Genomic DNA, 24,110 nt, shown 5'->3' with positions numbered 1-24,110 from the left:
TAGCTTTTTCACATTATTGGGTGACTCAGGAGTCGATATGACGTCAGAACAGCTCGCCACGGCCATGAAGCGCTGGGAAGAGGGGGATCTCGGCGGCGCCGCCGTTCTGTTCAGGGAGATCGCGGCCACCGGCGATCCCGAGGCGTCCCACCTGCTGGCGTGCCTGCTGGAGGAGCAGGGCGACCTCGACGGCGCCGAGGCCGCCCACCGCTCGGTGATCCTCTCGGGTGACCCCGTGTTCGGGCAGCGCTCGGCCATCTCTATGGGGATGATGCTGGTCGCCGCCCGCGAGTGGCCGGCGGCGTACCGGGTGCTGACCATCGCCGCCGACGGCGCCGACTTCGAGGTCGCCGCGCTCGCCGACACGGCCCTCGTGCTGGTGCTCACCGAGCTGGGCGACGTCGCCGGCGCGGAGGAGGCGCTGGAGCGGGCCCGCCGCTGCGACAGCCCCGCGGTGGCGGAGCTGGCCGCCCGGCTGGAGCTGCCCGTGTTCGAGTGGGCCGACCCCCGTACGGCCTGGGAGCTGTACGAGGAGGCGGAGAGCGAGGAGGACTACCGCGAGCTGCTGACCTGCGGCGATCCCGAGGTGGTGTCGCTGTCGGCGTTCCGGCTGTACCGGATCCACGCCGAGGAGGGCGACTTCGCGGCGGCCCGGGAGGCCTGCGAGCACGCCATCGCCGTGGGGCACCCCGGCCACCTCACCATGGCCTACAAGCTGCTCGGGGCGGTCCTCGTCGACCTCGGGGAGTACGCCGAGTCGGTGGAGGCGTACGCCAGGGCGGCCGAGGACCCCCGGCCCGAGGTGCGGCTGCCCGCCCTCATCGAGCAGGCCAAGGTCTTCGCCCAGCTCGGCGACATGGCCGCCACGCGGGCGATCTTCGAGCGGGTGATCGCCAGCGGGCAGCGGGAGCACGCCCTCGAGGCGCGGGCCTGCCTGGCGCAGCTCCACACCGAGGCGGGCGAGGCGGAGGAGGCGCTGGCGGCGCTGCGGGCGGTGTTCGCCGCCGGGGAGTCGCCGTGGGCGTCGGTCAGCGCCACGCTGCTCGGCATGCTGCTGGAGCAGCATCCGGAGCGCCGGGAGGAGATCGTCGAGCTGGCCGGGGAGATCGCCGGGCATCCGGACCCGGACGCCGCGTTCAAGGCGGGGCTGCTCCTCGACCACGACGCCCGGCAGCGGCCGCTCGCCGACCCCGTCGAGGAGCAGGCGCTGCGCGACGTGGACGACGCCCTGCTGCTCCTCCAGGACGGCCGTCTGGCGCAGGCCCGCCTGATGCTGCGCCGCGCCGCCGACTCGGGGGCGCGCACCCAGGCCGTGCGCGCCATGGTGGCGCTCGCCCAGCTGGAGCTGGCCGAGGGCGACCGGGACCAGGCCGACGAGCTGCTGTCGTACGTGGCCGAGGGGGAGGACGTGGTGGGCGGGTTCACCGCCGCGTTCATGCTGCACCTGCTGCGCTCGTCGGGGAACGCGCTCCACCCGGTGCTGCGGGCCGTCCTCGACCATCAGCGGCTCGGGCGGGAGGAGGGGCTCATCGGCTACCGGGCGGCCATGGAGGATCCCGACCCGGCGGTGGCGGCGATCGCCACCGCGGTGTTCGCGCAGGTGCTCGTCACCACCGGGTACGACGTGTCCGAGGCGGGCACGCTGTTCCGCTCCGCCGCCGGCTCCGGTGACCCGCTGGCGCTGTCGTACGCGGCGCTGGTCTTCCGGGAGATCCTGGAGAGCCGGGGCGAGGCCGGAGAGGCGATCGAGCTGCTGCGGCGAGCCCGCGCGGAGGGGCACGCGGCGCTCGCCCCCTGGGTGGGGTACGCGCTGGGAGGGCTGCTCGACGGCCACGAACGCCACCTGGGCGAGGCGCGGGCGGCGTACGAGGCGGCGATGGAGACCGGGCACCGGGGGCTGCGGGCGGAGGCGGCGGGGGCGCTGCTGGGCGTGTACGAGGTGCAGGGGGACCTGCTGGCGGCGGGCCGGCTGCACGAGCGCATGATCGCGGAGAGCCGGCCGGGACAGGCGGCGCGGCACGCGCTGCTGCTGGGGCTCACGCAGGTCCGGCTCGACGACCTGACGGGCGCGCGAGCCGCCTTCGGCCTGGCGGCGGAGGGCCTCGGGGCAGGGGGAGAGCAGGCGGTGCCCGGTCGCTACGCGCGGTGCCTGCTGGACGGCGACCTCGACGCCGCCGGGAAGGCGCTCGCCGTCCTCGCCGGCGTCTCCGGCGACGGCGGGTGGCCGCTGGCCACCCTGCTCGGGCTGGAGTGCGCCCACGCCTGGCGCCGTGCCGGTGCGGTGTCCCGCGCCGACGCGGTCCTCTCTCTCCTGGTGGAGGGGGGTCATCCCGAGTACCGGTGGCAGGCGGCCTGCTACCTGGGGGCGCTCCGGAACGACGCCGGCGACCATCGCGGCGCCCTGGCCGCCTGGGAACGCGCGCTCGCCGAGGACCAGGGGTCGCCGGTCGTCGCGCTGACCGGCATGGGACACGCCCTGCACCGGCTCGGCGACCTGGACGCGGCGGCCGAGGTCCTGTCACGGGCAATGGAGCGGGCGGACACGGGTGGCGACCCCGGCGACCCCGGTGACCCCGACGGCCACGGCCTCGGCGGCAGCGGCGGCGCCCACCACACAGGCAGCGCCGGCGCCGGGGAGGCGGCGATGCGGCTGGCTCGGGTGCTGGCGGCGCTCGGGCACGCCGGCGAGGCCCGTGAGCTGCTGGAGGAGCTGGACCGGGAGGCGGCGCCGCTGTGCCTGGCCGGGTTCCTGCGCGACGGGGGAGACGTCGCGGCGGCCCTCGCCGTGGCGGAGGAGACGGCGGGCGTCGCGCCCGAGGAGCTGGCCGGGCAGGCGGCACGGGTGCTGGGCTCCGCGCGGGCGGCGGCGGGCGACACCGAGGGAGCGCGGGCGGCGTTCGACCGGGCCGTGGAGCTCGAACCGGACCTGGCAGGGGAGATCCTGCTGGAGCGGGGGGACGCGCTGGCCGCGGCGGGCGACGAGGCGGGCGCCCGCGCCGCCTACCGACGCGCGGAGGAGCAGGGCGCGGGCCCGCTCGTGACGGTCGTCGCCCGTCTGCGGCTCGGCACGGCAACCCCCGAGGAACGACCCGCGGCCCTGGCGGCCGGCGGCGACGTGGAGGGCGCGCTGGCGGCCCTGGCGGGGCTCCGCGCGGAGACGGCGTCCGGCCCGGTGCTCCGAAGGGCGGGTGACCTGGTGCTGGAGGTGGCGCGGGGCCTCGGGGGCGAGACCGGGGAGGTGCTCTGCCGGTACGTCGCCGAGCACGGCGACCCGGTGCGGGCCGCCCGCGCCCGGGTCGGGCTGGGCGCGATCCTCTCCGGCGCGGGCCACCACTGCCGCGCCGAGCTGTGCCTGCTGCCCGTCACCGGGTCCGGCGACCCGGAGCTCGTCGAGACGGCCTGGCGCGGGATCGCCGCCGCCCGGCGCGGGCGCGGCGACCTGCCCGGCGCCGCCGACGCGCTGCGCCACGCGATGCCCGCCACCGCGACCACGCTCGCCGGCGTGCTGGAGGACCTCGGCGACGCGGAGGGGACCCGCCGGGCACTGGCCGCCGGGGCCGAGGCGGGCGACCTCGAATCCCTGCGCCGGTTGGTGGTCCACCTGTTCTGGCAGGAGGACTACGAGGCCGCCGCGGCCGAGGCCGAGCGGGCGGTGGGCACGGGCGACCCCGAGACCGTCGCGCTGGGCTACTGGGTATGGGGCGACTCCTGCCAGGCCGTGGGCGACCTGCGGGGCGCGGAGGTCAGGTACCGCGAGGGTGTCGGCACCGGGTTCGCGGGCCTGACGGACAGCATCCGGGCCGACCTCGCCGCCGTTCTGCACGCGCTGGGCGACCCGGCCGCCGCCGTGCGCGAGGCGCGGCTCGCCGTCGGGTCGGGGCACCCGGACGCGATGGCGCGGGGCGGCCTGCGGCTCGGCGCCTGGCTGCGCGAGGAGGGCGATCTCTCCGGCGCCGCCGAGGCGTTCGCCGCCGCGGCGGGCACGCCGACCGCGCTGGCGCGTACCGCGCTGGACGAGCTGGAGGCGATGGCCCGCCAGGCGCACGGCGACGGGGACCACGCGCGGGCCGTGCGGGTGCTGGCCCTGATGGGGGAGGACGGGGCGGCGCCCGCGCGTGAGCTGGGCGCGAGCTGCGAGGACCCCGAAGCGGTCCGCTCCTACTACGAGCTGACCGGCTCCGGCCCGCTCGCCGAGCTGGACGTCGCCGAGCGGCTCGCCGGGCTGGGGCGGACCGCCGAGGCTCGGGCGGTGTTCGAGCGGCTGAACGAGCACGAGGACCCCGACGTGCGGTTCGTGGCCGGAGGCAGGCTGCTCACGCTGCTCGACGCCGAGGGCGACTCCGACGCCTTCTACAGCCTGGCCGAACGTCAGGCGGGCGACGCCGAGAGTCCCGTGCCGGGCGTGTTCGGCAGCCTGCTCGGCATGCTCCAGGAGCGCCAGGGCGACACGGAGGCGGCCCTGCGCACGCTGCGCGCGGCGGCCGAGACCGGCGAGGCCACGGCCCTCAGCGTGCTGGGCCAGGCCCTGGTCGCGGCGGGGGAGGTGGACGAGGGGCGCGAGGTCTACCGGCGCGTCCTGGGCGCCGGCGACCACGGCCTGGCGGCCCGCGCGATGATCGCCATCGGCCGGACGTACCACGACGAGGACGAGGCCGAGGCCCGCGCGTGGTATCTCAGGGCCCTCGACGCCGAGAACGGCCTGACGGGCGGTTCCGAGCCGCCGCAGACCCAGGTCCCGGACGGTCGCACGGCTGCGTCGGCGGCCATGTACCTGGGGGCGCTGGCCAAGCGGGCTCGTGACTTCCCCGAGGCGCTGGGCTGGTACCAGAGGGTGATCGACGCCGGTGACACCGAGTCCGGCATGGCGGCGGCCCACCTGGGCGAGCTGTGCTACTGGCTGGGCGACCGCGACGGTGCCTTGCGGTACTACGAGCTGACCCTGACCCTCACGGACCGGCCGGACCTGGTGGCGGAGGCGGCCTGCCGGCTGGGCGAGATCAAGCACGCCCACGGGGACGTCGGCATGGCCCGCCGCCTGCTGGAGCTGGCCGTGGCGACCGAGGATCCCGCCTTCGCCCGGCAGGCGGCCGAGCTGCTGGCGAAGATCGGGTGACCTTGTGATGAATTGATTGACCGTATAGTCTCATCCAGTCATGAAACTGAGGTGAGGCGAGATGGCCAGGACGGGAAGGCCGCCACAGGACCCGGCGAGCCGGTCGGAGCGGGCGCACCGGATTCTCGACGCCGCCGCCGAGCTGGTGCTGCGGTGGGGCTACGACAAGACGACGATCGACGACGTGGCCCGGCACGCGCGTGTCGCCAAGGGCACGATCTACCTGCACTGGAAGACCCGTGAGGCGCTCTTCTCCGCGTTGCTGCGCAGGGATCGCGTCGCCATGCTGGAGGAGGTGGCCGCCGCCGCGCCCGCGACGCTGCGCGGGCTGCTGCGCGAGATCGCCGCCGGCCTGCTGCGCCGGCCGCTGATGACGGCGTTGCTGACGCACGACTCCGAGGTGCTCGGCAAGCTCGTACGGCAGAAGCGGCTCGGCGCGGTGGACAGGGTGGGCGCATCCGGGACCGGCGGTGGCGCGGGCCAGGTGATGCTGGGGCGGATGGCCGCGTTCGAGGACTATCTGGCGGTGCTCGACCGGCACGGCGCCCTGCGGCCCGGGCGCACGCCGCAGGAGCAGGTCGCCGTGCTGAGCGCCGTCCTCCACGGGTTCCTCCTGACGCGGGACATGCTGCCGCCGGAGTCCGCGCCCTCGGGCGAGCGGCTCCCGGACCTGATCGCGGAGACCGCGGACCTGGCCCTGAGCTCCGGGGCGCCGCAGGGGGAGGAGGGGGCGCGCGCCATCCGGCAGGCCACCCACCGCTACCTCGGCAGCATGCGCGAGATCGCGCTGAGCAAACTGGCGGCGTCCCTGGGCGTCGACGCCGAAGCCCTGACGGCCCCGGCGGGAGTCACGCGAGCCCCGGCGGGAGTCACGCGAGCCCCGGCGGGAGTCACGGGTGCTCCGGCGGAAGTCATGGTCGCTTCGGCGGGAGTCATGGGAGCGGACGCTCCGGCAGGCGGAGAGGAGACCCGGGCATGAAGCTCGTGCTGCCGTTCGACGACGAGGGCGCCGACCTGGAGACGGTGGGTGGCAAGGGCGCCTCCCTGGCCCGGCTGAGCCGCGCGGGGCTGCCCGTGCCCGGCGGGTTCCACATCACCACGGCGGCCTACCGGGAGTTCACGGCCGGGCTCCGCGACCTGATCGCCGAGGCCGCCGCCCGGCACGACGCCGCCCGCATCGCCGAGCTGTTCGCCGAGCGGGAGATGCCGGCCGGTCTGGCCGCGGAGATCCGCGCCGCCTACGACGCGCTGGGCGTGAGCTCCTCCGGGGCGGGCGAGCAGGGCGGTGGGAAGGTCGTCGCCGTGCGGTCGTCCGCCACCGCCGAGGACCTGCCCGACATGTCGTTCGCCGGCCAGCAGGACACTTACCTCGGCGTCGAGCGCGACGGGCTGCTGGACGCCGTCAGGCGCTGCTGGGCCTCGCTGTGGAACGAGCGGGCCATCGCCTACCGGGAGCACAACGGCGTGCCGCACGACGACGTGGCGCTGGCCGTGGTCGTGCAGGAGCTGGTCGACGCCGACGCGGCGGGCGTCATGTTCACCGCCGACCCCGTCACCGGGGCCCGGGACACGACCGTCGTCAACGCCTCCTGGGGCCTGGGCGAGGCCGTCGTGGGCGGCCAGGTCACCCCGGACACGATCGCGGTGTCGGACGGCGCGGTGACCGCGACCCGGATCGGGGACAAGGCCGTGATGACCGTGCGCGTCCCCGGCGGCACCCGGGAGGAGCCCGTCCCGGCCGAGCTGCGCCGCCGCCCGGTGCTGGACGACCGGCAGGCCGTACGGCTGGCGGAGCTGGGCGCCCGCGTCCAGGACCTGTACGGCATGCCGATGGACGTGGAGTGGGCGCGCGGCGGCGGCGCGTTCCTCATCCTCCAGGCGCGCCCCATCACCGGCCTCGCCCCCGAGGTCGAGGAGTGGAACGACAGCCTCAAGGCCGACCACCTGTGGACCGCCGGCAACCTGGGCGAGGCCATCCCCGACGTGATGACGCCCGCCACCTGGTCATTCGTGCGCCTGTTCATCCACGAGGCGATGCACGCCTCGACGCTGCCCGGCTTCGACCTGGTCGGCAACATCGGCGGCCGTTTCTACATGAACCTCAGCGTGACCTTCTCCATCGCCCGCGCCCTCGGCATGCAGGGCCGGCTCGGCGCCGTCGAGCAGGTCTTCGGCAAGCTGCCGCCCGGCCTCGACGTGCCGCTGCTGACGACCTCGCGCTGGGAGATCCTCAAGGGCACGCTGCCCATGGCGCTGACCCTGCGCCGCCGCGTGCGCGACAACCTCAAGGGCATGCGCCCGTTCCTCGCCACCTCCCAGCGGCGCTGCGAGGAGCTGCGCGCCCGGATCGCCGCCACCGGGACCGGCCCCGGGCTGGCCGCGCTCTGGGACGACGAGATCGGGCCGCACCTCGTCACCGCCTGCCGCATGCTGGAGGCGGCCGGCCGCCAGGGCGGCGCCACACTCGTCTGGACCCGCGACCGGCTGCGCAGGCTGGTCGGCGAGGCCGACGCCGACGCCATGCTGACGGGCGCGGGCGCCGACGGCGAGCTGGCCAGCCTCGGCCCCGTGACCGGCCTGGCCCGGCTCGCCGCCGGTGAGATCGACCGCGACACCTACGCCCGGACGTACGGGCATCGCGGGCCGCACGAGTTCGAGGTGTCGATGCCGCGGCCCGGTGAGGACCCGGCCTGGATCGACACGGCGCTCGCCGGTCTGCGCGACGTCACCGCCGGCACGGAGGCGCTGCTGGAGCGCCAGCGGGAGGCCCGCGACGCCGCCTGGGAGCGCTTCGCCCGCCGCTACCCGCGCCGGGTGGCGGGCATGCGGAAGCGGGTACGCCGCTGGAACGCGGTGGTGCGCGACCGCGAGGCCACCCGCTCCGAGGTGGTGCGGGCGTTCTGGGTGCTGCGCGCGTTCGTGGTGCGCGCCGGCGAGCTGACCGGGCGCGGCGACGACCTGTTCTTCCTCTACCTGGAGGAGATCCTGGCCGTGCTGCGCGGCTCGGACGCGCCGCTCGCCCGTGTCCCGGTACGGCGGGCGACCTACGAGCGGTACGCCGCGCTGCCGCCGTACCCGGCGCTGATCGCCGGCCGGTTCGACCCGGTGCGCTGGGCCGCGGACCCGGACCGGCGCGCCGACCTCTACGACGCGCGTGGCGCGTCCGCGCCCGCGGGCGACACCGTGACCGGCTTCCCGGGCGCGCCGGGCGTGGTGGAGGGCGTGGTGCGGGTGCTGTCCGGCCCCGAGGACGGCGAGCGGCTCCAGCGGGGGGAGATCCTCGTGACGACGCTGACGAATGTCGGGTGGACGCCCATGTTCCCGCGAGCGGCGGCCGTCGTGACGGACATGGGGGCGCCGCTGTCGCACGCCTCGATCGTGGCGAGGGAGCTGGGCATCCCGGCCGTGGTGGGCACCGGCAACGCCACCATGAGGCTGCGCGACGGCGACCGCGTCCGGGTCGACGGGGAGCGGGGCACGGTCGAACTGCTGCCGTGAGCGGGCGACCGGCGGCGGACGCCCGGCAGCGGGTGACCGGCGGCACGGGGATCTTCCGAATCGGGAGGGAAACCAGACCGGCGCGAGCGGCCCCGGCCGGTACGGTACGAGGCATGCGCGCCGTCGGCAAGGCACCGGCGATCGCCGCCGCGCTGCTGGCACTGGCCACGGCGTGCGGCGGCGGCGCCAGCCCGCCCGTCCGTGAAGCCACCACCCCCGCGTCCCCGCCCGGCCCGTCCTCGTCACCGCCCCCTTCGCGGACCGGCACGTCCGGCGCCTCCACCCAGCCGCAGAGCGGCCAGAGCGGGCACGGCGGGCAGCCCGGGAAGCCGCTGGCCGGGAAGGTCATCGTGATCGACCCCGGCCACAACGGCGGCAACGCCGCGCATCCCGCCCAGATCAACCGCCAGGTCGACATCATCACCGGGCGCAAGCCGTGCAACACCACCGGCACCAGCACCGACGCCGGATACCCCGAGCACGCCTTCACCTGGGACGTGGCCCGCAGGCTCCGCCCGCTGCTCCAGGCCGAGGGCGCCACGGTCGTGCTCACCCGGCCGGACGACAAGGGCGTCGGCCCGTGCGTCACCCGGCGGGCCGCCATCGGCAACAGGGCCGGCGCCGACGCCGTCCTGTCCATCCACGGCGACGGGGCCGTGCCGTCCGGCCACGGCTTCCACGTGATCCTGCCCGGCCTGGTCGCCGGCCACAACGACGCCATCGTCCGGCCGTCCCGGCGCCTGGGGCTCGACGTCCGCGACGACTTCCACCGTGGCACCGGTCTGCCGTACGCCACGTACACCGCCAGGAACGGCCTGTCGGTCCGCACCGACCTCGGCGGCCTCAACCTGTCGACCAGGCCCGCCGTGTTCATCGAGTGCGGCAACATGCGCAACCGCGGCGACGCCGCCAGGATGTCGGCCCCGGCCTTCCGGCAGCGCATGGCCACCGCCCTCGCCGCGGGTCTCACGCGCTATCTCCACGGATGACAGGTCGGGACCGGGGCTGCGCGGCACGGCCGGGTGTGTGCTAGGTTAGATCCAGTTGCAGTTGTGGTACCCATAAGAACTTGTGTGCACCTGACGGAACGTAACCTCAGGTGCATTTTTGTTTTCCGGTCTTCTCCGGGTGTGGTCCTGTCGCGGCGACGCGGAATCCGTCCGATGCGGGTTCCGGCTTTGCACCTACCAAGAGGAGATCAACATGGCTTCCGGCACCGTGAAGTGGTTCAACGCGGAAAAGGGCTTCGGCTTCATCGAGCAGGACGGCGGCGGCGCCGACGTCTTCGCGCACTACTCCAACATCGTCTCTCAGGGCGGCTACCGCGAGCTGCACGAGGGCCAGAAGGTCACCTTCGACGTCACCCAGGGCCAGAAGGGCCCGCAGGCCGAGAACATCGTTCCCGCCTGACACCGACGCACGACACGGCTGGGGCCCGCATGGGCCCCGGCCGCGTTGCTTTTGTGGCACCCGATGCGCCGTGACGGCCTCACGAACCGCGAAGAACGGCATGTCCGTCCTTCCGCCGCACACCGGATCGACCACTGACGGCTCCGGTCCGGGCACATGTCCGCTCCAGCCCCTCTGACCGGCATCGGATGCCGGCCATTTCGACGTCCGAGGCCAGGCTGTTCTCCGCCGGCTCGGCTCGTCTTTTCTTCGGCTCGTGCCTGCCATTCTTCGTGCCGCTCGTCGCGCCGGGAATCACTTGACACGTGCCGTATCGAGGAAGGTTCCGCATGAACCATGCGACTCGCACGCACGACCGTTACTCCCCCAGCCGCACGGGCGGCTCCGCCAACAGGGGCGGCCGATCCGGCTCGCCGGCTTGGGGCCGTTCCGGCGCCTCCGGCCGTTCCGGTGGTAACGGGCGGCGTCCCGCCGCGCTGAAGGGGGAGTTCGCACTGCCGGTCACCGTCACTCCGCCCCTGCCCGCAGCCGCGACGTTCGCCGAGCTGAACATGCCGGCCGAGCTGATGAAGACGCTCACCAGCCTGGGCATGAACGAGCCGTTCCCGATCCAGGCGGCCACGTTGCCGAACTCCCTGGCCGGCCGGGACGTCCTCGGGCGGGGGCGCACCGGGTCGGGCAAGACACTCGCCTTCGGCCTGGCCCTGCTCGTCCGCACCTCCGGACAGCGTGCCCAATCGCGGCAGCCGCTGGCCCTCATCCTCGTTCCCACTCGGGAGCTGGCCCAGCAGGTCACCGACGCGCTCACCCCGTACGCCCGGTCACTGAAGCTGCGGCTGGCCACCGTCGTCGGCGGCATGTCGATCGGTCGGCAGGCCAGTGACCTGCGCGGTGGAGCCGAGGTCGTCGTCGCGACCCCGGGACGGCTCAGGGACCTCATCGAGCGCGGCGACTGCCGCCTGGACCAGGTCGCCATCACGGTGCTCGACGAGGCCGACCAGATGGCCGACATGGGCTTCATGCCACAGATCACCCACCTGCTCGACCAGGTGCGCCCCGGGGGCCAGCGGATGCTGTTCTCCGCCACTCTGGACCGCAACGTCGACCTGCTGGTCCGCCGCTACCTGACCGACCCGGTGGTCCATTCGGTCGACCCGTCGGCGGGCGCGGTCACCACGATGGAGCACCACGTCCTGCACGTCCAAGGCGCCGACAAGCATGCCACCACCGTGGAGATCGCTGCTCGCGACGGCCGGGTGATCATGTTCCTGGACACCAAGCACGCCGTGGACCGGCTCACCGAGAACCTCCTGAACAGCGGCGTACGCGCCGCCGCGCTGCACGGGGGCAAGTCCCAGCCGCAGCGCACCCGGACCCTCGCCCAGTTCAAGACCGGCCACGTCACGGTGCTGGTGGCGACCAACGTCGCGGCCCGCGGGATCCACGTCGACAACCTCGACCTCGTCGTCAACGTCGACCCGCCGAGCGACCACAAGGACTACCTGCACCGCGGCGGCCGCACCGCCCGCGCCGGCGAGTCCGGCAGCGTCGTCACCCTCGTCCTGCCCAACCAGCGCCGTGACATGACCCGCCTGATGGCCGACGCCGGCATCGTCCCGCAGACCAGCCAGGTCCGTTCGGGCGAGGCCGAGCTGAGGCGTATCACGGGCGCCCAGACCCCCTCGGGGATTCCCGTGACCATCACCGCACCGGCCGCCGCTCGCCGGGCGGGCCGGAACCGCCGGCGATTCGGGTAACGGTCGGGCCGATAGCCTGGGCGTCGTCCCGGACACGTACGAGGGAGAGGCACCGGATGGCTCCGAACATCGCGACCGCGCGCCGCGTCGACCTGCCCGACCTGCTGGAGTTCCTGCGCCCCAGGCACCACGGCCTGCTGGCGACCACCCGCGCCGACGGGCGGCCCCAGCTCTCACCGGTGACGTGCGGCGTGGACGGCGAGGGCAGGATCGTCGTCTCGACCTACCCCGACCGGGCCAAGGCCCGCAACGCCCGCCGTGACGAGCGGGCGTCGATCTGCGTGCTGTCCGACGACTGGAACGGCCCGTACGTCCAGGTGGACGGCCGGGCCGAGGTGCTGGACCTGCCGGAGTCGCTGGACGCGCTGGTCGAGTACTACCGGTGCATCGCGGGCGAGCACCCCGACTGGGACGAGTACCGGACGGCGATGGAGCGGCAGGGCAAGTCGCTCATCCGGCTGCACATCGACCGCTGGGGGCCCATCGCCACGGGCGGGTTCCCGGCGCGCCTGGTCGCCGGCGACTGACCCGCCTCCGGGCCGGCCGCCGCCCGCTGGAGGGGGGCGGGCGGCGCCGGGGCCCGGGGAACCTGTCCGGTCAGGTGGAGGCGATGTCGTTCGCGGCCACGTAGCCGAACGTCATGGCCGGGCCCAGCGTCGAGCCGGCCCCGGCGTAGCTGTGGCCCATGACGGCGCCGCTGGCGTTGCCCGCCGCGTACAGGCCGGCGATGACGGACCCGTCGGCCCGCAGCACGCGCGCCCGCGCGTCCGTGCGCATGCCGCCCTTGGTGCCGAGGTCGCCTGGGACGATCTTGAACGCGTAGAACGGCGGCAGCCACAGCGCCGCGAGGCAGGGGTTCGGCTTGACGTACGGGTCGGCGTAGTAGCGGTCGTAGACGCTGTCACCGCGGTGGAAGTCGGTGTCCTTGCCCGTGGCCGCGAACCCGTTGAACCGGGTGACGGTCGCGCGCAGCGCCGCCTGCGGGACGCCGATCTTCTGGGCGAGCTGCTCGACGGTCGCCGCCTTGAACACGGCCCCGCTGTCGTACCAGGAGTCGGGGAACGGCAGCAGCGGCGCGACGTCCTTGAACAGGTACTTGTTGCGGTAGTTCTGGTCCACGATCAGCCAGGCCGGGATGTGCCGCGCGGACGGGGTGTCGCGGTCGTACATGATGTGCACGACGTCGCTGTACGGCGCCCCCTCGTTGACGAAGCGCTCGCCCTTGCCGTTGACCAGGATGCAGCCGGGCAGGGTCCGCTCGGCCAGGCAGAAGTACGGCTCGCCGGGCAGCGGGATGGCCGGGCCCCACCAGGCGTCCTCCATGAGGTCCAGGGCGGCGCCGGCACGCTCGCCGGCCTCGATGCCGTCGCCGGTGTTCTCCCGGGCGCCGACCGTCCAGGACGTGCCGATGGGCTGCCGCTGGTACTCCGCGCGCATGGCGGCGCTGTGCTCGAACCCGCCGGAGCCGACGATCACGCCGCGGCGCGCCTTGACGAGCGTCTGGGTGCCCTCGCGGTTGACGAGCACACCGGTGGCGCGGCCGTTCTCGATGCGCAGGTCCGTGAGCGGGGTGTTGAGCCAGACCGGGACGCCGGCCGCGAGCAGCCCGGCGCGCAGCCCGCCGGCCAGGGCCTGGCCCATGGTGAGGGGCTTCTCGCCGCGCAGCGCGGCCGCGGTGCCGCGGGCCAGGCAGGCGGCGCTGACCTCCAGGCCCTTGGGGTTGACGGCGGCCAGCGTCAGCCACTTGTAGTCGGCGCTGAAGACGACAAGACCGGCCGGGGTGGGGATGTAGGAGGGGTTGAGGCGGGCCAGCTCGGCGCCGAGGATGCGGCCGTCGAGCTGGTCGGGCTCGATGGAGCGGCCGTTCGGCATGCCGCCGGGGTACTCGGGATAGTAGTCGGAGTAGCCCTCCATGAAGCGGAAGCGCAGTGGGCTGTTGCGCATGACGAACGAGATCATGGCCGGACCGTTGGCGAGATAGGCCTGCTGCCGGGCGGCGGGCACCGTGTCGCCCACGACGCGGGCGAGGTAGGCGGCGGCCTTGGCCGGGGTGTCGGGCACGCCGGCGGCCAGGATCACCTCGTTGTTGGGGATCCAGATGCCGGCGCCGGAGCGGGCGGCCGAGCCGCCGAAGGTCGGCGCCTTCTCCACGACGACCACGCTCAGGCCGCGCTTGGCGGCGGTCAGCGCGGCGGTCATGCCGGACGCGCCGGATCCCACGACCACGACGTCGTACTCCGCCTGCGCGTAGGCGGGGGAGGGGCGGCCGAGGGTGGCGCCGGCGACGAGGGCGCCGCCGGTCAGGGCGGCGCCCCGGAGCAGGGCGCGGCGGGTGGGCCCGGAGGGCGGGGCCGTGGGGACAGTCTCGGACGTGCTGAGCTCAGGCATGCAGGATCCGATCCCTTCGACGTGCGTGCGCCGCGACGGCGGAGAGCTCGCCGGCGGCGGCCGGAGGAACAACCGCGATGGCACCTCGCGCCGGTGCGAACGCTGCGAACGGGCCGGGGATGTGGCCCCCGTCACAGCATGAAGCATGCGCTTGGTTGGTACGCCTGTCAACGTTCCTCTGTCCACACGACGCGCCGTCCGCCCCCTGCGACCCGCCCGTGGCCCGCTGGGACCGACAATGGGACATGCGCAAATATGTGATCATGGGCGTTCAGGGGAGTGGCAAGGGCACCCAGAGCAAGCTGCTCGCGGACGGCCTCGACCTCACCCATATCAACGTCGGCGAGATCTTCCGGTGGCACGTCAAGCAGCACACCAAGATCGGGGCCCAGGTCCGCCGCGTCGTCGCCGCTGGTGAGCTGGTCGGCGACGACCTGGTCGAGGACGTCGTCCGCGAACGCCTCCAGCAGCACGACTGGAACTACGGGTTCGTCGTGGACGGTTTCCCGCGCAACCGGCGGCAGGCCGAGTTCTTCCTGGAGAGCTACGACATCGACGGCGTGATCCACCTCGACCTGCCGGACGAGGAGGTGCGGCGGCGCGTGCTGGCCCGGCGCCTCTGCTCGCGCTGCGGCATGGACTACAACCTCATCGCCCACCGCCCCGAGACCGAGGGCCGGTGCGACGTGTGCGGCGGCGAGCTGGTCGCCCGCGAGGACGACACGCCGGAGGCACTGGCCCGGCGGCTGCGCGACTACCACGACAAGACGGACCCGGTGCTGGAGCTGTTCCGCGGCAAGGAGTACGTCACGAGCGTGGACGCCCGCGGCGACAAGGCCACCATCCAGCGCACCATCCGCGAGCGCCTCGGCCTGCCGCCCTACCAGCCGTGACGGGCCGATCGTGACAGGCCGCCCGTGACGGCCGGTCGTGACGGGCCGGGCCGGTGCTCACCGGACCTGGGCGGGGCCTCCCAGGTCCGCGACGTCCCGGGCGGCGTCGCCCAGGAGCTTGTCGGCCAGGTCCATCAGGGCGCGGCCGGCGGCCAGCTCGTCGCCGATCTCCGGGACCGGACGGTCGGCCGGGTTGCGCCGGGCCACGCCCACGCTCTCGTGCCACCTCGTGCCGCGCGCCGACAGGACGGCCCGCGCGAGCGTCTGCTGGTCGCTCTCGTCCTCGCTGATGTAGATCTGCACGGTCCACTGCTTGGCGTTCATCGCCGCCTCCTCGCCTCGCGTCCCCTGCCCGTCTCGTCGCGGCTCTCGTCGCGCTCTCGTCGCGCCGGGCACCCCTCCCTGGGAGGCGTGCCCCGCGCGACGCCGCCGAATCGCCCCAGCTCGACGCGGCGGGCTCTGGCGGGGCGCGGCCTCCGACTGCCGTTCGGCCTCGCCGGTCGGGACCAACGGCCCTGCCGTCCGGCGGCGCTTTCCCGTGGGATGGAAGTGGACCGGGAGGCAACCATGATCATCGTAGGTGTCGACGGCTCGCCGCACTCGCGCGCGGCCGTCGAGTGGGCGGCGGACGACGCCCTGCGCATGCACCAGCCGCTGCGCGTCGTGCACGCCGTGGACCGCTCGCCGTACCAGATCGCGAAGTTCCCCGCCGCCCAGTGGCCCGACGCGCTCATGCGGGGCGGGGAGCAGGCGCTGGCCGAGGCGCTCGCGGTGGCACGCGAGCGGCAGCCGTCCGTCGAGACGAGCACGCGGCTCGTCGAGGGGCCGCCCGCGATCGTGCTGCGCGACGAGGCGGCCGGCGCCGCCGAGCTCGTCGTCGGCAACAGGGGGCTCGGCGGGTTCGCGGGCGCGCTGCTGGGATCGGTCAGCGTCCACGTCGCCGGCCAGGTCCGCTGCCCCGTCGTCGTCGTACGCGGCGAGACCGACCGGCGGCACGACCGGATCGGGGCCGGCGTGGACGACTCGCCCGAGTGCGAGCCCGCCCTGGCGTACGCGTTCGAGCAGGCCAGGCTGCGCGGCTGCGCCATCCGCGCCGTCTACGCCTGGTACATGCCCGTCTACGCGTTCGCGCCGTGCCCGAACGACATGGACGCGATCCGCGAGGCCGCGCACCAGATCGTCACCGACCGTCTCGAACGGTTCAAGAAGGAGTACCCGCAGGTCACGGTCGAGGAGGACGTCCGGGCGGCGCACCCGGTGGACGCGCTGCGCCAGGCGTCGACCGAGAGCGACCTGCTCGTGGTCGGCTCGCACGGGCACGGCGCGCTGGCCTCGACGCTCGTCGGCTCCGTCAGCCGCGGCATCCTGCACCACGCGGACTGCCCCGTGGCCGTCGTGCGCGCCCGCTGAGAGGCCGTGGCCGACGGCGTGAGCCGTCACCTTGTGGGCGCGCCCTCTTAGCAACCAGAGTTGACTAACCCGAATTTAGTCAACTAAGGTTGCTCGCATGGCCGCACCTGAACTCCCCGACATCCCGGCCCCGCAGGATCCCGCCGACGCGCCGGCGGCCGTGGCCGCGTTGCGGCGGCTGGCCGACCAGCCAGAGGACGCCGCCGCCGCCGAGCAGGCCATGCGGGCGGGCTGGGGCTGGCCGCGGGTCGCCGAAGCGCTCGGCGTGACGCGGCAGGCGGTCCACAAGAAGCACGCCAAGCGGCTCATCGCCGCGGGCGTCCGGCTGAGGAGACGCTGACGATGGCCCCCATCGACCACTACATCAACACGATCATCGAGCGCGGAGCCGACGAGGCCCGCGAGGACGGATCGGCGGCCATCGAGGCCCGGCACCTGCTGCTGGGCCTCGCCGCCGAGCGCGACGCCGCCGGCCGCGACGCCGTCGTCCACGAGGCCCTGGCCTCCGCCGGGCTCGACCACCGGGCGATCCGGGAGGCGCTGGACAAGGAGTACGAGCACAGCCTGGGCGCGGCCGGCGTGTCACCGGCCGCCTTCGGGCGCCTGCCCCAGCCCTCCCGCCCTGCCGAGCGCCCGTCGCAGCTCGGGGCGTCGGCGAAGCTGGCGCTGGAGCGCGGCTTCACGTGCGTCTCCCGCAAGAAGGACCTGCGCCCCGGCCACCTGCTGCTGGGCATCCTGCGGGCCGAGGCCGGCACGGTGCCACGGGCACTGGCCCTGGCGGGCGTCGACCGCGAGGACCTGATGGAGCGCCTTCAGCGGGCGCTCGCCCAGGAGACGCCCGTGTGAGCGCCGTCCCGTTCAGGGGGCCGCGCCCCTCCGGTGGGCAGGCTGAGCGCGGCCCGCCCACTCCCGATCACCTGAGATGTCTCACCCGGACGACACCGGGCACGGTGCGGGCCAGCACGTCCGTGACGTGCTCGGCGAGCGCGTCGTCCGATCCCGCGCCGGGCACGTCACCTGGCGCCGGTGGCGGCTCGGCCGCCGGGCGCAGCTCGGCGACGCCGTCGCGCACGGTCACCTCCCAGAAGGGGCCGTGCGGGTAGTGGTCACGCAGGGCGGCCACCACCTCCTCGCACAGCTCCTCGTCGGGGCGGGCGAGTACGCCCATGAGGTCGCGGCAACCTACCATGCCCACCACCTCCTGGCCGGCGAGCACGGGCAGGCTCTTGATCTGCTTGCCCACCAGGAGGTCGATGGCCGTGGTCACGTCCGTCGTCTCCGTCACGGTGATCACCGCGTGGGTCATGACCTGCCACACCTCGCCGGGCGGCGGCGCGGAGGCGGCCGGGAAGGGGCGGGCGGTCGTCCCCGGGCCGGGCTGGAACTCACCGCGCAGCAGGTCCAGCTCGGACACGAGGCCGACCAACCGGCCCGTGTCGTCGAGGACGGGGGCGGCGGCGATGTCGTGGCCGTGCAGCAGCCGGATGGCCCGGCGGATCGACGTGGTGCGCTCGACCGTCACGGCGGGGCTCGACATGACCTCCCGGACCAGCATGGCTACCCGTCCCTCCCCGCCCGATGCTCGTGGGCCTGGCCGGACACCGCGGACCTTCGCCGGCGCGGTCCGGGCGGCGGCGGTGGGCGTCACCTCCGGCCGCAGGCTTGATGCCCGCTCCGACCTGGGAAGATTCCCTTCGTACGGCACGATTCCGGCCATGGTGCCGACGGGCGCGGCGGCGCAGGGCGCAGCGGGGGAGGCGCTCCAGGGCCGAAAGTCCCATCGTGCCGGGCTGGAAGGTCCCGGTGAACGGGTCCTTCCGGCTCTGCTCCCCGAGCGGCGGACGCGGTGTTCTTGAACTGCGCAAGAGATCCCCCCGACCCGGTAACGAAAAGGAGGCCGTCATGGCCGCCACCCTCCCCCGCACCGCCGCTCACGCCCCCACGGCCGGGACGGCGCGCCACCCGGTCGACTACGTCTGGGCCGCCGCCCGGATCTCGATCGGCTGGGTGTTCCTGTGGGCGTTCCTGGACAAGACCTTCGGCTGGGGCTTCGCCACGCCCGCCGTCAAGGCGTGGACCGCGGGCGGCAGCCCGACCACCGGCTTCCTCAAGGGCGCCGGCGAGAACGCGCTCGGCGGGCTGTTCTCCGCGCTGGCCGGTCAGGCGTGGGTGGACTGGCTGTTCATGACCGGGCTGCTCGGCATCGGCCTGGCCCTGGTCCTGGGAGCCGGCACCCGGATCGCGGCCGTCGCCGGCGGCCTGATGCTGGCCCTGATGTGGGCCGCGGAGCTGCCCCTCACCACCAACCCCTTCATGGACGAGCACATCGTGTACGCCATCGTGCTGGCCGGCCTGGCCCTGACCGGCGCCGGCGCCACCCTCGGCCTGGGCGCCCTGCCCCTCGTCCGGCGCCACCCCATCCTGAAGTAGATCCCCGGCAGGCCCGCGCCCACCCCGATCCCAGGGGTGGGCGTCCGCGCGTTCCCAGCGGTTGTGATCCGGGCGAAGACCATGATCGAATACGGTTGATCACGAGCACACCTCATCTTCACCGTGTCACGCCCTCCGTCCACCAGCAGGGAAGCCGGTCGATGTCCATGCCCTTGCTCACCCCCACGCGACGCGTGGGCCCCGGTTGGATCGTCGCCTACGTGGTCGCCGGGTTCGGCGCCCAGATCGCCTCCCAATCGCCGAGCACGTTCCTGATGCCGCAGCAGATCGCCGGCATCGACCCCACGGGCAAGGTCGGCGGGTTCATCACCCACCTCGGCGGCTACCCCGGCCTCTACCTGGCCTCGGCGCTCGTCTCCGCGCTGGGAGCGGCCCTCATCTGGAGGGTCAAGTCGGTGCTCTGACCAGTACGGTGCGGGATATCCCGGCACCGCCCCAATTCCCGGCAAAGCCTCATCCGAGGAGAGGGCTACTCATGCGCCGGAACTTCCCCTTCTAAATCCTTGCCACAGTCACATCAATGGCAGGGGGAATTGTCATGCATCCTCACTCCGGCGGGACGGTCCGGGCCAGAGCGCTCGCGGTCCTCGCCGCGCTGCTGCTCGTCACGGCCGCGCTGGCCGCCGTGGCCGCGCCGGCCAAGGCCGCGACCGACGTCCGGCTGAAGCTCTCCATCACCTGGATCCAGCAGGGCGAGAACCCCGACGACGACGGCGGCGACGGCGACTACTTCCCCGAGATCCGCATCGGCGACGGCCCCCTGCTGCGGAAGCCGTACGTCCAGGACGACGTGTTCGACCCGAGCAACTTCCCCGACCCGTGGGTCTTCACCCAGGACGTGCAGGTGCCCGACGACAGGACCACCGTGCCGGTCCTGGTGCGGCTGTGGGACTACGACGACGGCACCAACTTCGGCGACGACCACATGGACATCAGCCCGCAGAACCAGGACGACGACCTCGACCTCCAGTACGACATCGGCACCGACACCTGGACCGCCCCCGGCGACCTCATCACCCCCGGCCAGGAGCGCATCACCGGTGACGGCGACCCGAACTTCCCCGACACCAACGACGGCGTCGCCATCACCGTCGGCATCAAGATCGAGCGGCTGACCCGCTGCCCGACATCGACGGTGACGGCATCTACGACGTCATCGAGCGGTTCGGCGTGCGCGACAAGGACGGCTCGATGAAGTACGACCTCAAGGCCATGGGCGCGAACCCCTGCCGCAAGACGGTCGTCGCGCAGATCGACTTCATGACCGGCGCCGCCGACGGGCACAGCCACCAGCCGAAGGACGCGGCGATCGAGGAGGTCGAGCGGGCCTTCGAGGACGGGCCGGTCGATCCCGTGTCACCGTGCCCGTATCCCGGCTTCACCACCACGCAGGGCGTCGACTTCGTGCACGTGGCGGGCAAGCCGATCCCCGAGCAGACCGTCATGGGCCTGGACGCGGCCTACCGCGCCGCCCGCAACGCGAACTTCAGCCCGCTGCTCGCCCCGTACGCCCACTACGCGATCTTCGGCCACCAGCTCACGGCCGGCGGGCTGAGCTCCGGCCGCTGCTGCGAGACGAACCGCGGAGGCAAGGACTTCATCGTCACCCTCGGCGGCTGGCGCACGGTCTGCGTCGCCCCCGGTGACAACGGCACGCTCGACACGACACCCGCCTCCACCGACGTGAAGATGGGCGACGACGTGCTCGTCGGCACCGATCGCGCCTGCGACACCGAGGTCAAGCCGGGCACCGACGACCGGCAGATCCTCAAGAAGGGCGCCGGGGCCGCCGACGCGGACGTGGGGACCGTACGCGACCAGTCCGGCAGCATCATGCACGAGCTCGGCCACGCCCTCGGCCTCCCGCACGGAGGCACGGACCGCACCAACTTCAAGCCCAACTACCTCAGCGTCATGAACTACGCCTTCGACCCCATCGGCATCCCCACGGGCCCCGAGCCGCTGCCGCGCCGCCTCGACTACTCGCGCCGGTCGCTGGCCGCGCTCGACAGGACCGCGCTCATGGAGGCGAACGGCATCGCCGACGGCGAGGACCTCACCCGCTGGCGGCTCCCCGGAGGGAACCAGCTGTTCGGTCCCGGCACCGGCGCGCTGAACTGGAACGACAACGTCGTGGCCGGCACTCCGGCGATCGACCCCGCTCCCGTCGCGGCCGACGTCAACTCCGACGACGACGTCTGCGTCCTCGCCGGCACGGACGGCGTCCTGACCACGATGCCCTCCGGCAACGACGAGAACGTCGGCGACGCCATCCTCAACGGCGGCGACGCCTGCAACACGGCGCCCGCGCCCGGCGACACCGGCCGCGCCACCATCCTGACCGGCCACGACGACTGGGGGACCCTCAAGTACCGCGCGGTGGGCTCCAAGGACGCGGGCGCGGCGGCGTCCTCGCCGTCGGGCACCGAGATCGCGTTCCCGGCCGTGCTCGGCGCCGAGCTGGCCCTGCGTGACTTCTACGACCCGGACGTCACCGCGGCCAAGACTGTGGACAAGGCCGAGGCGCTGCCCGGCGACACCCTCACCTACACCGTGCGGGTGCACAACGAGGGCCGGGGGACCGCGGCGGCCGTACGGGTGATCGACACCTTCCCGGACGGCACCACGGCCGAGCGGCGGCGGACGACCCTCGCCCCCGGCGCGGACCACACCGAGACGTTCGCCTATCTCGTCCCCTGCACGGCCGACGACGGCTCGTCCCTGACGAACACCGCCACCGTGCAGGCGCAGAACCTGGCCGGCGGGCCCGAGGCCGACACGTCCGACAACACGAGCACGGCGCGCAGCACTGTCAGAGCGCCGCGACTCACGCTGGCCGCGACCGCGACCCCGACCGCCAACGCCGGGGAGGCCGCGACCACCACCCTGACCGTCCGCAACACCGGCGGCGCCGCCGCCACCGGCGTCACGCTCACCTACACCCTGCCCGGCGAGGTGTACTACAGCACCGCCCTCGACCAGGGGAGCGGGCCCCGGCCGGACGAGGTCTCCGGGGGCACGCTGACCTGGCGGCTCGGCCCGGTGGAGCCGGGGGCGACGACGGTTGTGCGGTTCACCACCCGCTCCAGCCTGCTCGTCACCGGCGGCACGGCGCAGACCGGACAGGCCAAGGTCGTGTACGTCAACGCGAACGGCTGCTCGTACGCCCCGGTGACGGCCTCGGCCACCTCGACGGTCACCGAGGTGACGCCGAGCCGTGACCCGCGGCCGTCCACGGTGTGGGCGGTGCTGACCTCGCTGCGGACGCCCGAGCTGCTGGCCCGGGTGCAGGCCACCGACACCCGCTTCGACGGGGCCGACGGCTCCGCGCCGGACGGGCGGCTCTCACAGCAGGAGGTGTCGGCCGCGCTCATGCCGCCGCTGCCGCAGCCGCGCGCGCTGCGGGCCGAGCTGCTGGGCGCGTACCTCAACCTGGGCAGCCGGCGCGTCAACGCGGCCACGGCGGTGCGCACCTTCATCCTGGACCGGCTCGGGGTGCACACGGTCGGCGCCGCCGCCCGTCACTCCCGGACCGTGCTGACCGGGCCGCCCGGGAGCGACATCACGGCGTACCAGAACGCCACACTGGGGCTCATCGAGATCAACTCGGGAGCCGCCGAACGCTACTGAGGCCCTGAGGAACGAAGGGCGCCGCGGCTCGCGGCGCCCTTCGCTTTCGCAGGCATTCCGGGCCGGTCAGGCGGTGAGGCGGGTGAGCTCGCGGAGCTCGCGGAGCTCGCCCTGGGTGGTGGCGCAGTCGAGGAGCCGAAGCTCCGCCAGCAGCCGCACCGCCCGCGCGCCGTGCTTCAGCTCCTCCGGGCTGGTCTCCGCGACCTTGCGGAGCAGGGCGGCGGCGGCGCGCGGGTCGCGGTCCCCGGCGTGGGCGGTCGCCAGCGTGAGGAGGTGCCGGACCCGGTGGTCCCGCGTGGACAGGCGGGCCGGATCGATGCCCTCCGCCAGCCGCAGGGCCTGGCGGTGGCGGCCCACCCGGACGGCGGCCGAGGCGGCGCGCAGGTCCAGCTCCACCAGGAAGGCGTCGCGGTCCTCGCCGAGCCGGCCGGCGAGCCTGCGGGCGCGGTTCAGCAGCTCCTCGGCGCCCAGCACGTCGCTCTCCGCCGCGGCGGCGAGCGCCGCCGCGAGCAGGCACGCCCCGGCGGCCGACGCCGGTGCATCCTCCGTACGGGTCGCGCCCGTGCGGGGCGGTCCTGGCGCCTCGGCGGCGAGGTCGGCGGCCGTCAGGGCGACGCGGCGGGCGTCGGCCGGGCGGCCCAGCCGCACCAGGGCCTCGGCCGTCTCCGCCCGCGCCAGCGCCACGGCCGAGGGGTCGCCCGGCGCGGCCGACACCGCCCGGTCCGCCGCCAGCAGGGCCAGCGCGTGCTCCCCGCACCCCCGCAGCACGGTCGCGAACAGCCGGTACACCCGCCCCAGCTCCACCCCCGCCTCCGCCTGGTCCTGGGCGGGGGCCCCAGCTTGGGCCTCAGCTTGAACCTCCGCCTGGGCCTGGGCCGGGTCGGGTTCGCGGCGGGCTGTGGTGTCCGCCATGAGCAGCAGGCCGGGCAGGTCGCGGCGCAGCTCCGTGTAGCGGCGCGGCGAGCGCCGCCACACCTCCCAGGCCGCCGTCACGTGCCGGCGAACCCGGTGGACGCTCGCGGCCGCCTCGCCGTCCGCGGGACGGCGGGGGAACAGCAGCGCGAGCCCCATCTCGTCCGCCCCGCCGTAGCGCCCGCCCGCGTGCCCGCCGGGCCCGGCGCGCCCGCCCGCGTGCCCGCCGGGCCCGGCCATGGAGCGCCCCGACATGGCGGACCCCGACACGGCCGGCCCTGACACGGCGGGCAGCGCGATGGGGCCGCCGACCAGCTCCGACATGTCCACGACCCGCAGGACACCGGCGATGCGCATGAGGGTGGACAGCCGGTCCAGCGGCCGCACCCCCTTCTCGACGAGTCGCAGCCACTCCTCGCTGCACCCCACGAGGTCGGCCAGGACCCGCCGGGACAGACCGCGCGCACGGCGCATGGCCATGATCCGCGCTCCGTCGACCAAGTAATCGCCGGCCATGCGGCCAGGTTAGGCGCCAGATCACGAACGGGCCGACGGCCAGAAACGGCGGCCGTTTCCTGCCGCCCGCCGGCACCGCACCTGCGGCCGGAACCCGGCTATCGTACGGAGGACATCGTGGGCTCCAGGTGG

General features: G+C 74.3%; 19 protein-coding genes. 15 read left to right on the top strand and 4 right to left on the bottom strand.

Going from position 1 to position 24,110, the window contains the following annotated elements; genetic code table 11:
• Positions 1-37: 37 nt before the first annotated feature.
• The 7 genes from AB0H64_RS19680 (at position 38) to AB0H64_RS19650 (ending at position 12,305) form a co-directional block, all read left to right on the top strand.
• A complete protein-coding gene (locus AB0H64_RS19680; protein WP_357626179.1) occupies positions 38-5,113 on the top strand; it encodes a tetratricopeptide repeat protein in 5,076 nt (1,691 codons plus the stop codon).
• A gap of 61 nt (positions 5,114-5,174) precedes the next feature.
• Entirely contained in the window at positions 5,175-6,092 is a 918-nt protein-coding gene (locus tag AB0H64_RS19675) for a helix-turn-helix domain-containing protein (RefSeq protein WP_357626176.1), read from the top strand.
• A complete protein-coding gene (locus AB0H64_RS19670) occupies positions 6,089-8,611 on the top strand; it encodes a PEP/pyruvate-binding domain-containing protein (protein WP_357626171.1) in 2,523 nt (840 codons plus the stop codon). Before AB0H64_RS19675 ends, AB0H64_RS19670 begins: the two co-directional genes overlap by 4 nt.
• Before the next feature lie 113 nt (positions 8,612-8,724).
• Complete coding sequence (locus tag AB0H64_RS19665; RefSeq protein ID WP_357626168.1) at positions 8,725-9,600, top strand: N-acetylmuramoyl-L-alanine amidase; 876 nt, start codon at positions 8,725-8,727, stop codon at positions 9,598-9,600.
• 214 nt (positions 9,601-9,814) lie between these two features.
• A complete protein-coding gene (locus AB0H64_RS19660) occupies positions 9,815-10,021 on the top strand; it encodes a cold-shock protein (RefSeq protein ID WP_357626165.1) in 207 nt (68 codons plus the stop codon).
• Between the two features lie 329 nt (positions 10,022-10,350).
• On the top strand, positions 10,351-11,778 hold the full coding sequence (locus AB0H64_RS19655) for a DEAD/DEAH box helicase (RefSeq protein ID WP_357626163.1): 1,428 nt from the start codon (positions 10,351-10,353) through the stop codon (positions 11,776-11,778).
• A 56-nt stretch (positions 11,779-11,834) separates the two neighbouring features.
• The gene (locus tag AB0H64_RS19650) at positions 11,835-12,305 is read left to right on the top strand and encodes a PPOX class F420-dependent oxidoreductase (protein ID WP_357626161.1); all 471 of its coding nucleotides are present in this window, start codon (positions 11,835-11,837) and stop codon (positions 12,303-12,305) included.
• 70 nt (positions 12,306-12,375) lie between these two features.
• On the opposite strand, the gene kstD is transcribed toward AB0H64_RS19650, so the two are convergent.
• Positions 12,376-14,166, bottom strand: a complete 1,791-nt coding sequence (kstD, locus tag AB0H64_RS19645) for a 3-oxosteroid 1-dehydrogenase (protein ID WP_357626158.1) — start codon at positions 14,164-14,166, stop codon at positions 12,376-12,378.
• 263 nt (positions 14,167-14,429) lie between these two features.
• On the opposite strand from kstD, the gene AB0H64_RS19640 reads away from it, so the two are divergent.
• A complete protein-coding gene (locus tag AB0H64_RS19640; RefSeq protein ID WP_357626155.1) occupies positions 14,430-15,059 on the top strand; it encodes a nucleoside monophosphate kinase in 630 nt (209 codons plus the stop codon).
• 57 nt (positions 15,060-15,116) lie between these two features.
• Here the strand turns inward: AB0H64_RS19640 and AB0H64_RS19635 are convergent, their stop codons facing one another.
• On the bottom strand, positions 15,117-15,383 hold the full coding sequence (locus AB0H64_RS19635) for a DUF1876 domain-containing protein (protein ID WP_357626152.1): 267 nt from the start codon (positions 15,381-15,383) through the stop codon (positions 15,117-15,119).
• A gap of 243 nt (positions 15,384-15,626) precedes the next feature.
• Here AB0H64_RS19635 and AB0H64_RS19630 point away from each other — a divergent pair, with 243 nt between their 5' ends.
• The 3 genes from AB0H64_RS19630 (at position 15,627) to AB0H64_RS19620 (ending at position 17,315) form a co-directional block, all read left to right on the top strand.
• Positions 15,627-16,469 carry a universal stress protein gene (locus tag AB0H64_RS19630; RefSeq protein WP_357626149.1) on the top strand — a complete coding sequence of 281 codons (843 nt, stop codon included), beginning with the start codon at positions 15,627-15,629 and terminating at the stop codon, positions 16,467-16,469.
• A gap of 97 nt (positions 16,470-16,566) precedes the next feature.
• Complete coding sequence (locus AB0H64_RS19625) at positions 16,567-16,809, top strand: hypothetical protein (protein WP_357626147.1); 243 nt, start codon at positions 16,567-16,569, stop codon at positions 16,807-16,809.
• A gap of 2 nt (positions 16,810-16,811) precedes the next feature.
• Entirely contained in the window at positions 16,812-17,315 is a 504-nt protein-coding gene (locus tag AB0H64_RS19620) for a Clp protease N-terminal domain-containing protein (RefSeq protein ID WP_357626144.1), read from the top strand.
• Positions 17,316-17,382: 67 nt separating this feature from the next.
• Here AB0H64_RS19620 and AB0H64_RS19615 read toward each other — a convergent pair whose 3' ends face one another.
• Complete coding sequence (locus AB0H64_RS19615; RefSeq protein ID WP_357626142.1) at positions 17,383-18,024, bottom strand: CBS domain-containing protein; 642 nt, start codon at positions 18,022-18,024, stop codon at positions 17,383-17,385.
• A 347-nt stretch (positions 18,025-18,371) separates the two neighbouring features.
• Between AB0H64_RS19615 and AB0H64_RS19610 the strand changes: the two genes are divergently transcribed.
• From AB0H64_RS19610 to AB0H64_RS19595, 4 genes are all read left to right on the top strand, one after another.
• The gene (locus AB0H64_RS19610; RefSeq protein WP_357626139.1) at positions 18,372-18,899 is read left to right on the top strand and encodes a hypothetical protein; all 528 of its coding nucleotides are present in this window, start codon (positions 18,372-18,374) and stop codon (positions 18,897-18,899) included.
• 161 nt (positions 18,900-19,060) lie between these two features.
• Entirely contained in the window at positions 19,061-19,324 is a 264-nt protein-coding gene (locus AB0H64_RS19605; RefSeq protein ID WP_357626136.1) for a hypothetical protein, read from the top strand.
• A 134-nt stretch (positions 19,325-19,458) separates the two neighbouring features.
• Positions 19,459-20,115, top strand: coding sequence for a hypothetical protein (locus AB0H64_RS19600; RefSeq protein ID WP_357626133.1), 657 nt, complete (start codon positions 19,459-19,461; stop codon positions 20,113-20,115).
• Complete coding sequence (locus AB0H64_RS19595; RefSeq protein WP_357626130.1) at positions 20,112-22,550, top strand: CARDB domain-containing protein; 2,439 nt, start codon at positions 20,112-20,114, stop codon at positions 22,548-22,550. The genes AB0H64_RS19600 and AB0H64_RS19595 overlap by 4 nt, the downstream gene beginning before the upstream one ends.
• Positions 22,551-22,616: 66 nt before the next feature.
• Here the strand turns inward: AB0H64_RS19595 and AB0H64_RS19590 are convergent, their stop codons facing one another.
• A complete protein-coding gene (locus AB0H64_RS19590; RefSeq protein WP_357626128.1) occupies positions 22,617-23,978 on the bottom strand; it encodes a helix-turn-helix transcriptional regulator in 1,362 nt (453 codons plus the stop codon).
• Between the last annotated feature and the right edge of the window lie 132 nt (positions 23,979-24,110).

It is taken from the genome of Nonomuraea sp. NPDC050733, assembly GCF_040654215.1.
GTDB lineage: Bacteria > Actinomycetota > Actinomycetes > Streptosporangiales > Streptosporangiaceae > Nonomuraea.
The sequence above is the reverse complement of the archived record's forward strand: the minus strand, read 5'-3'. Positions and strand labels throughout refer to the sequence as shown.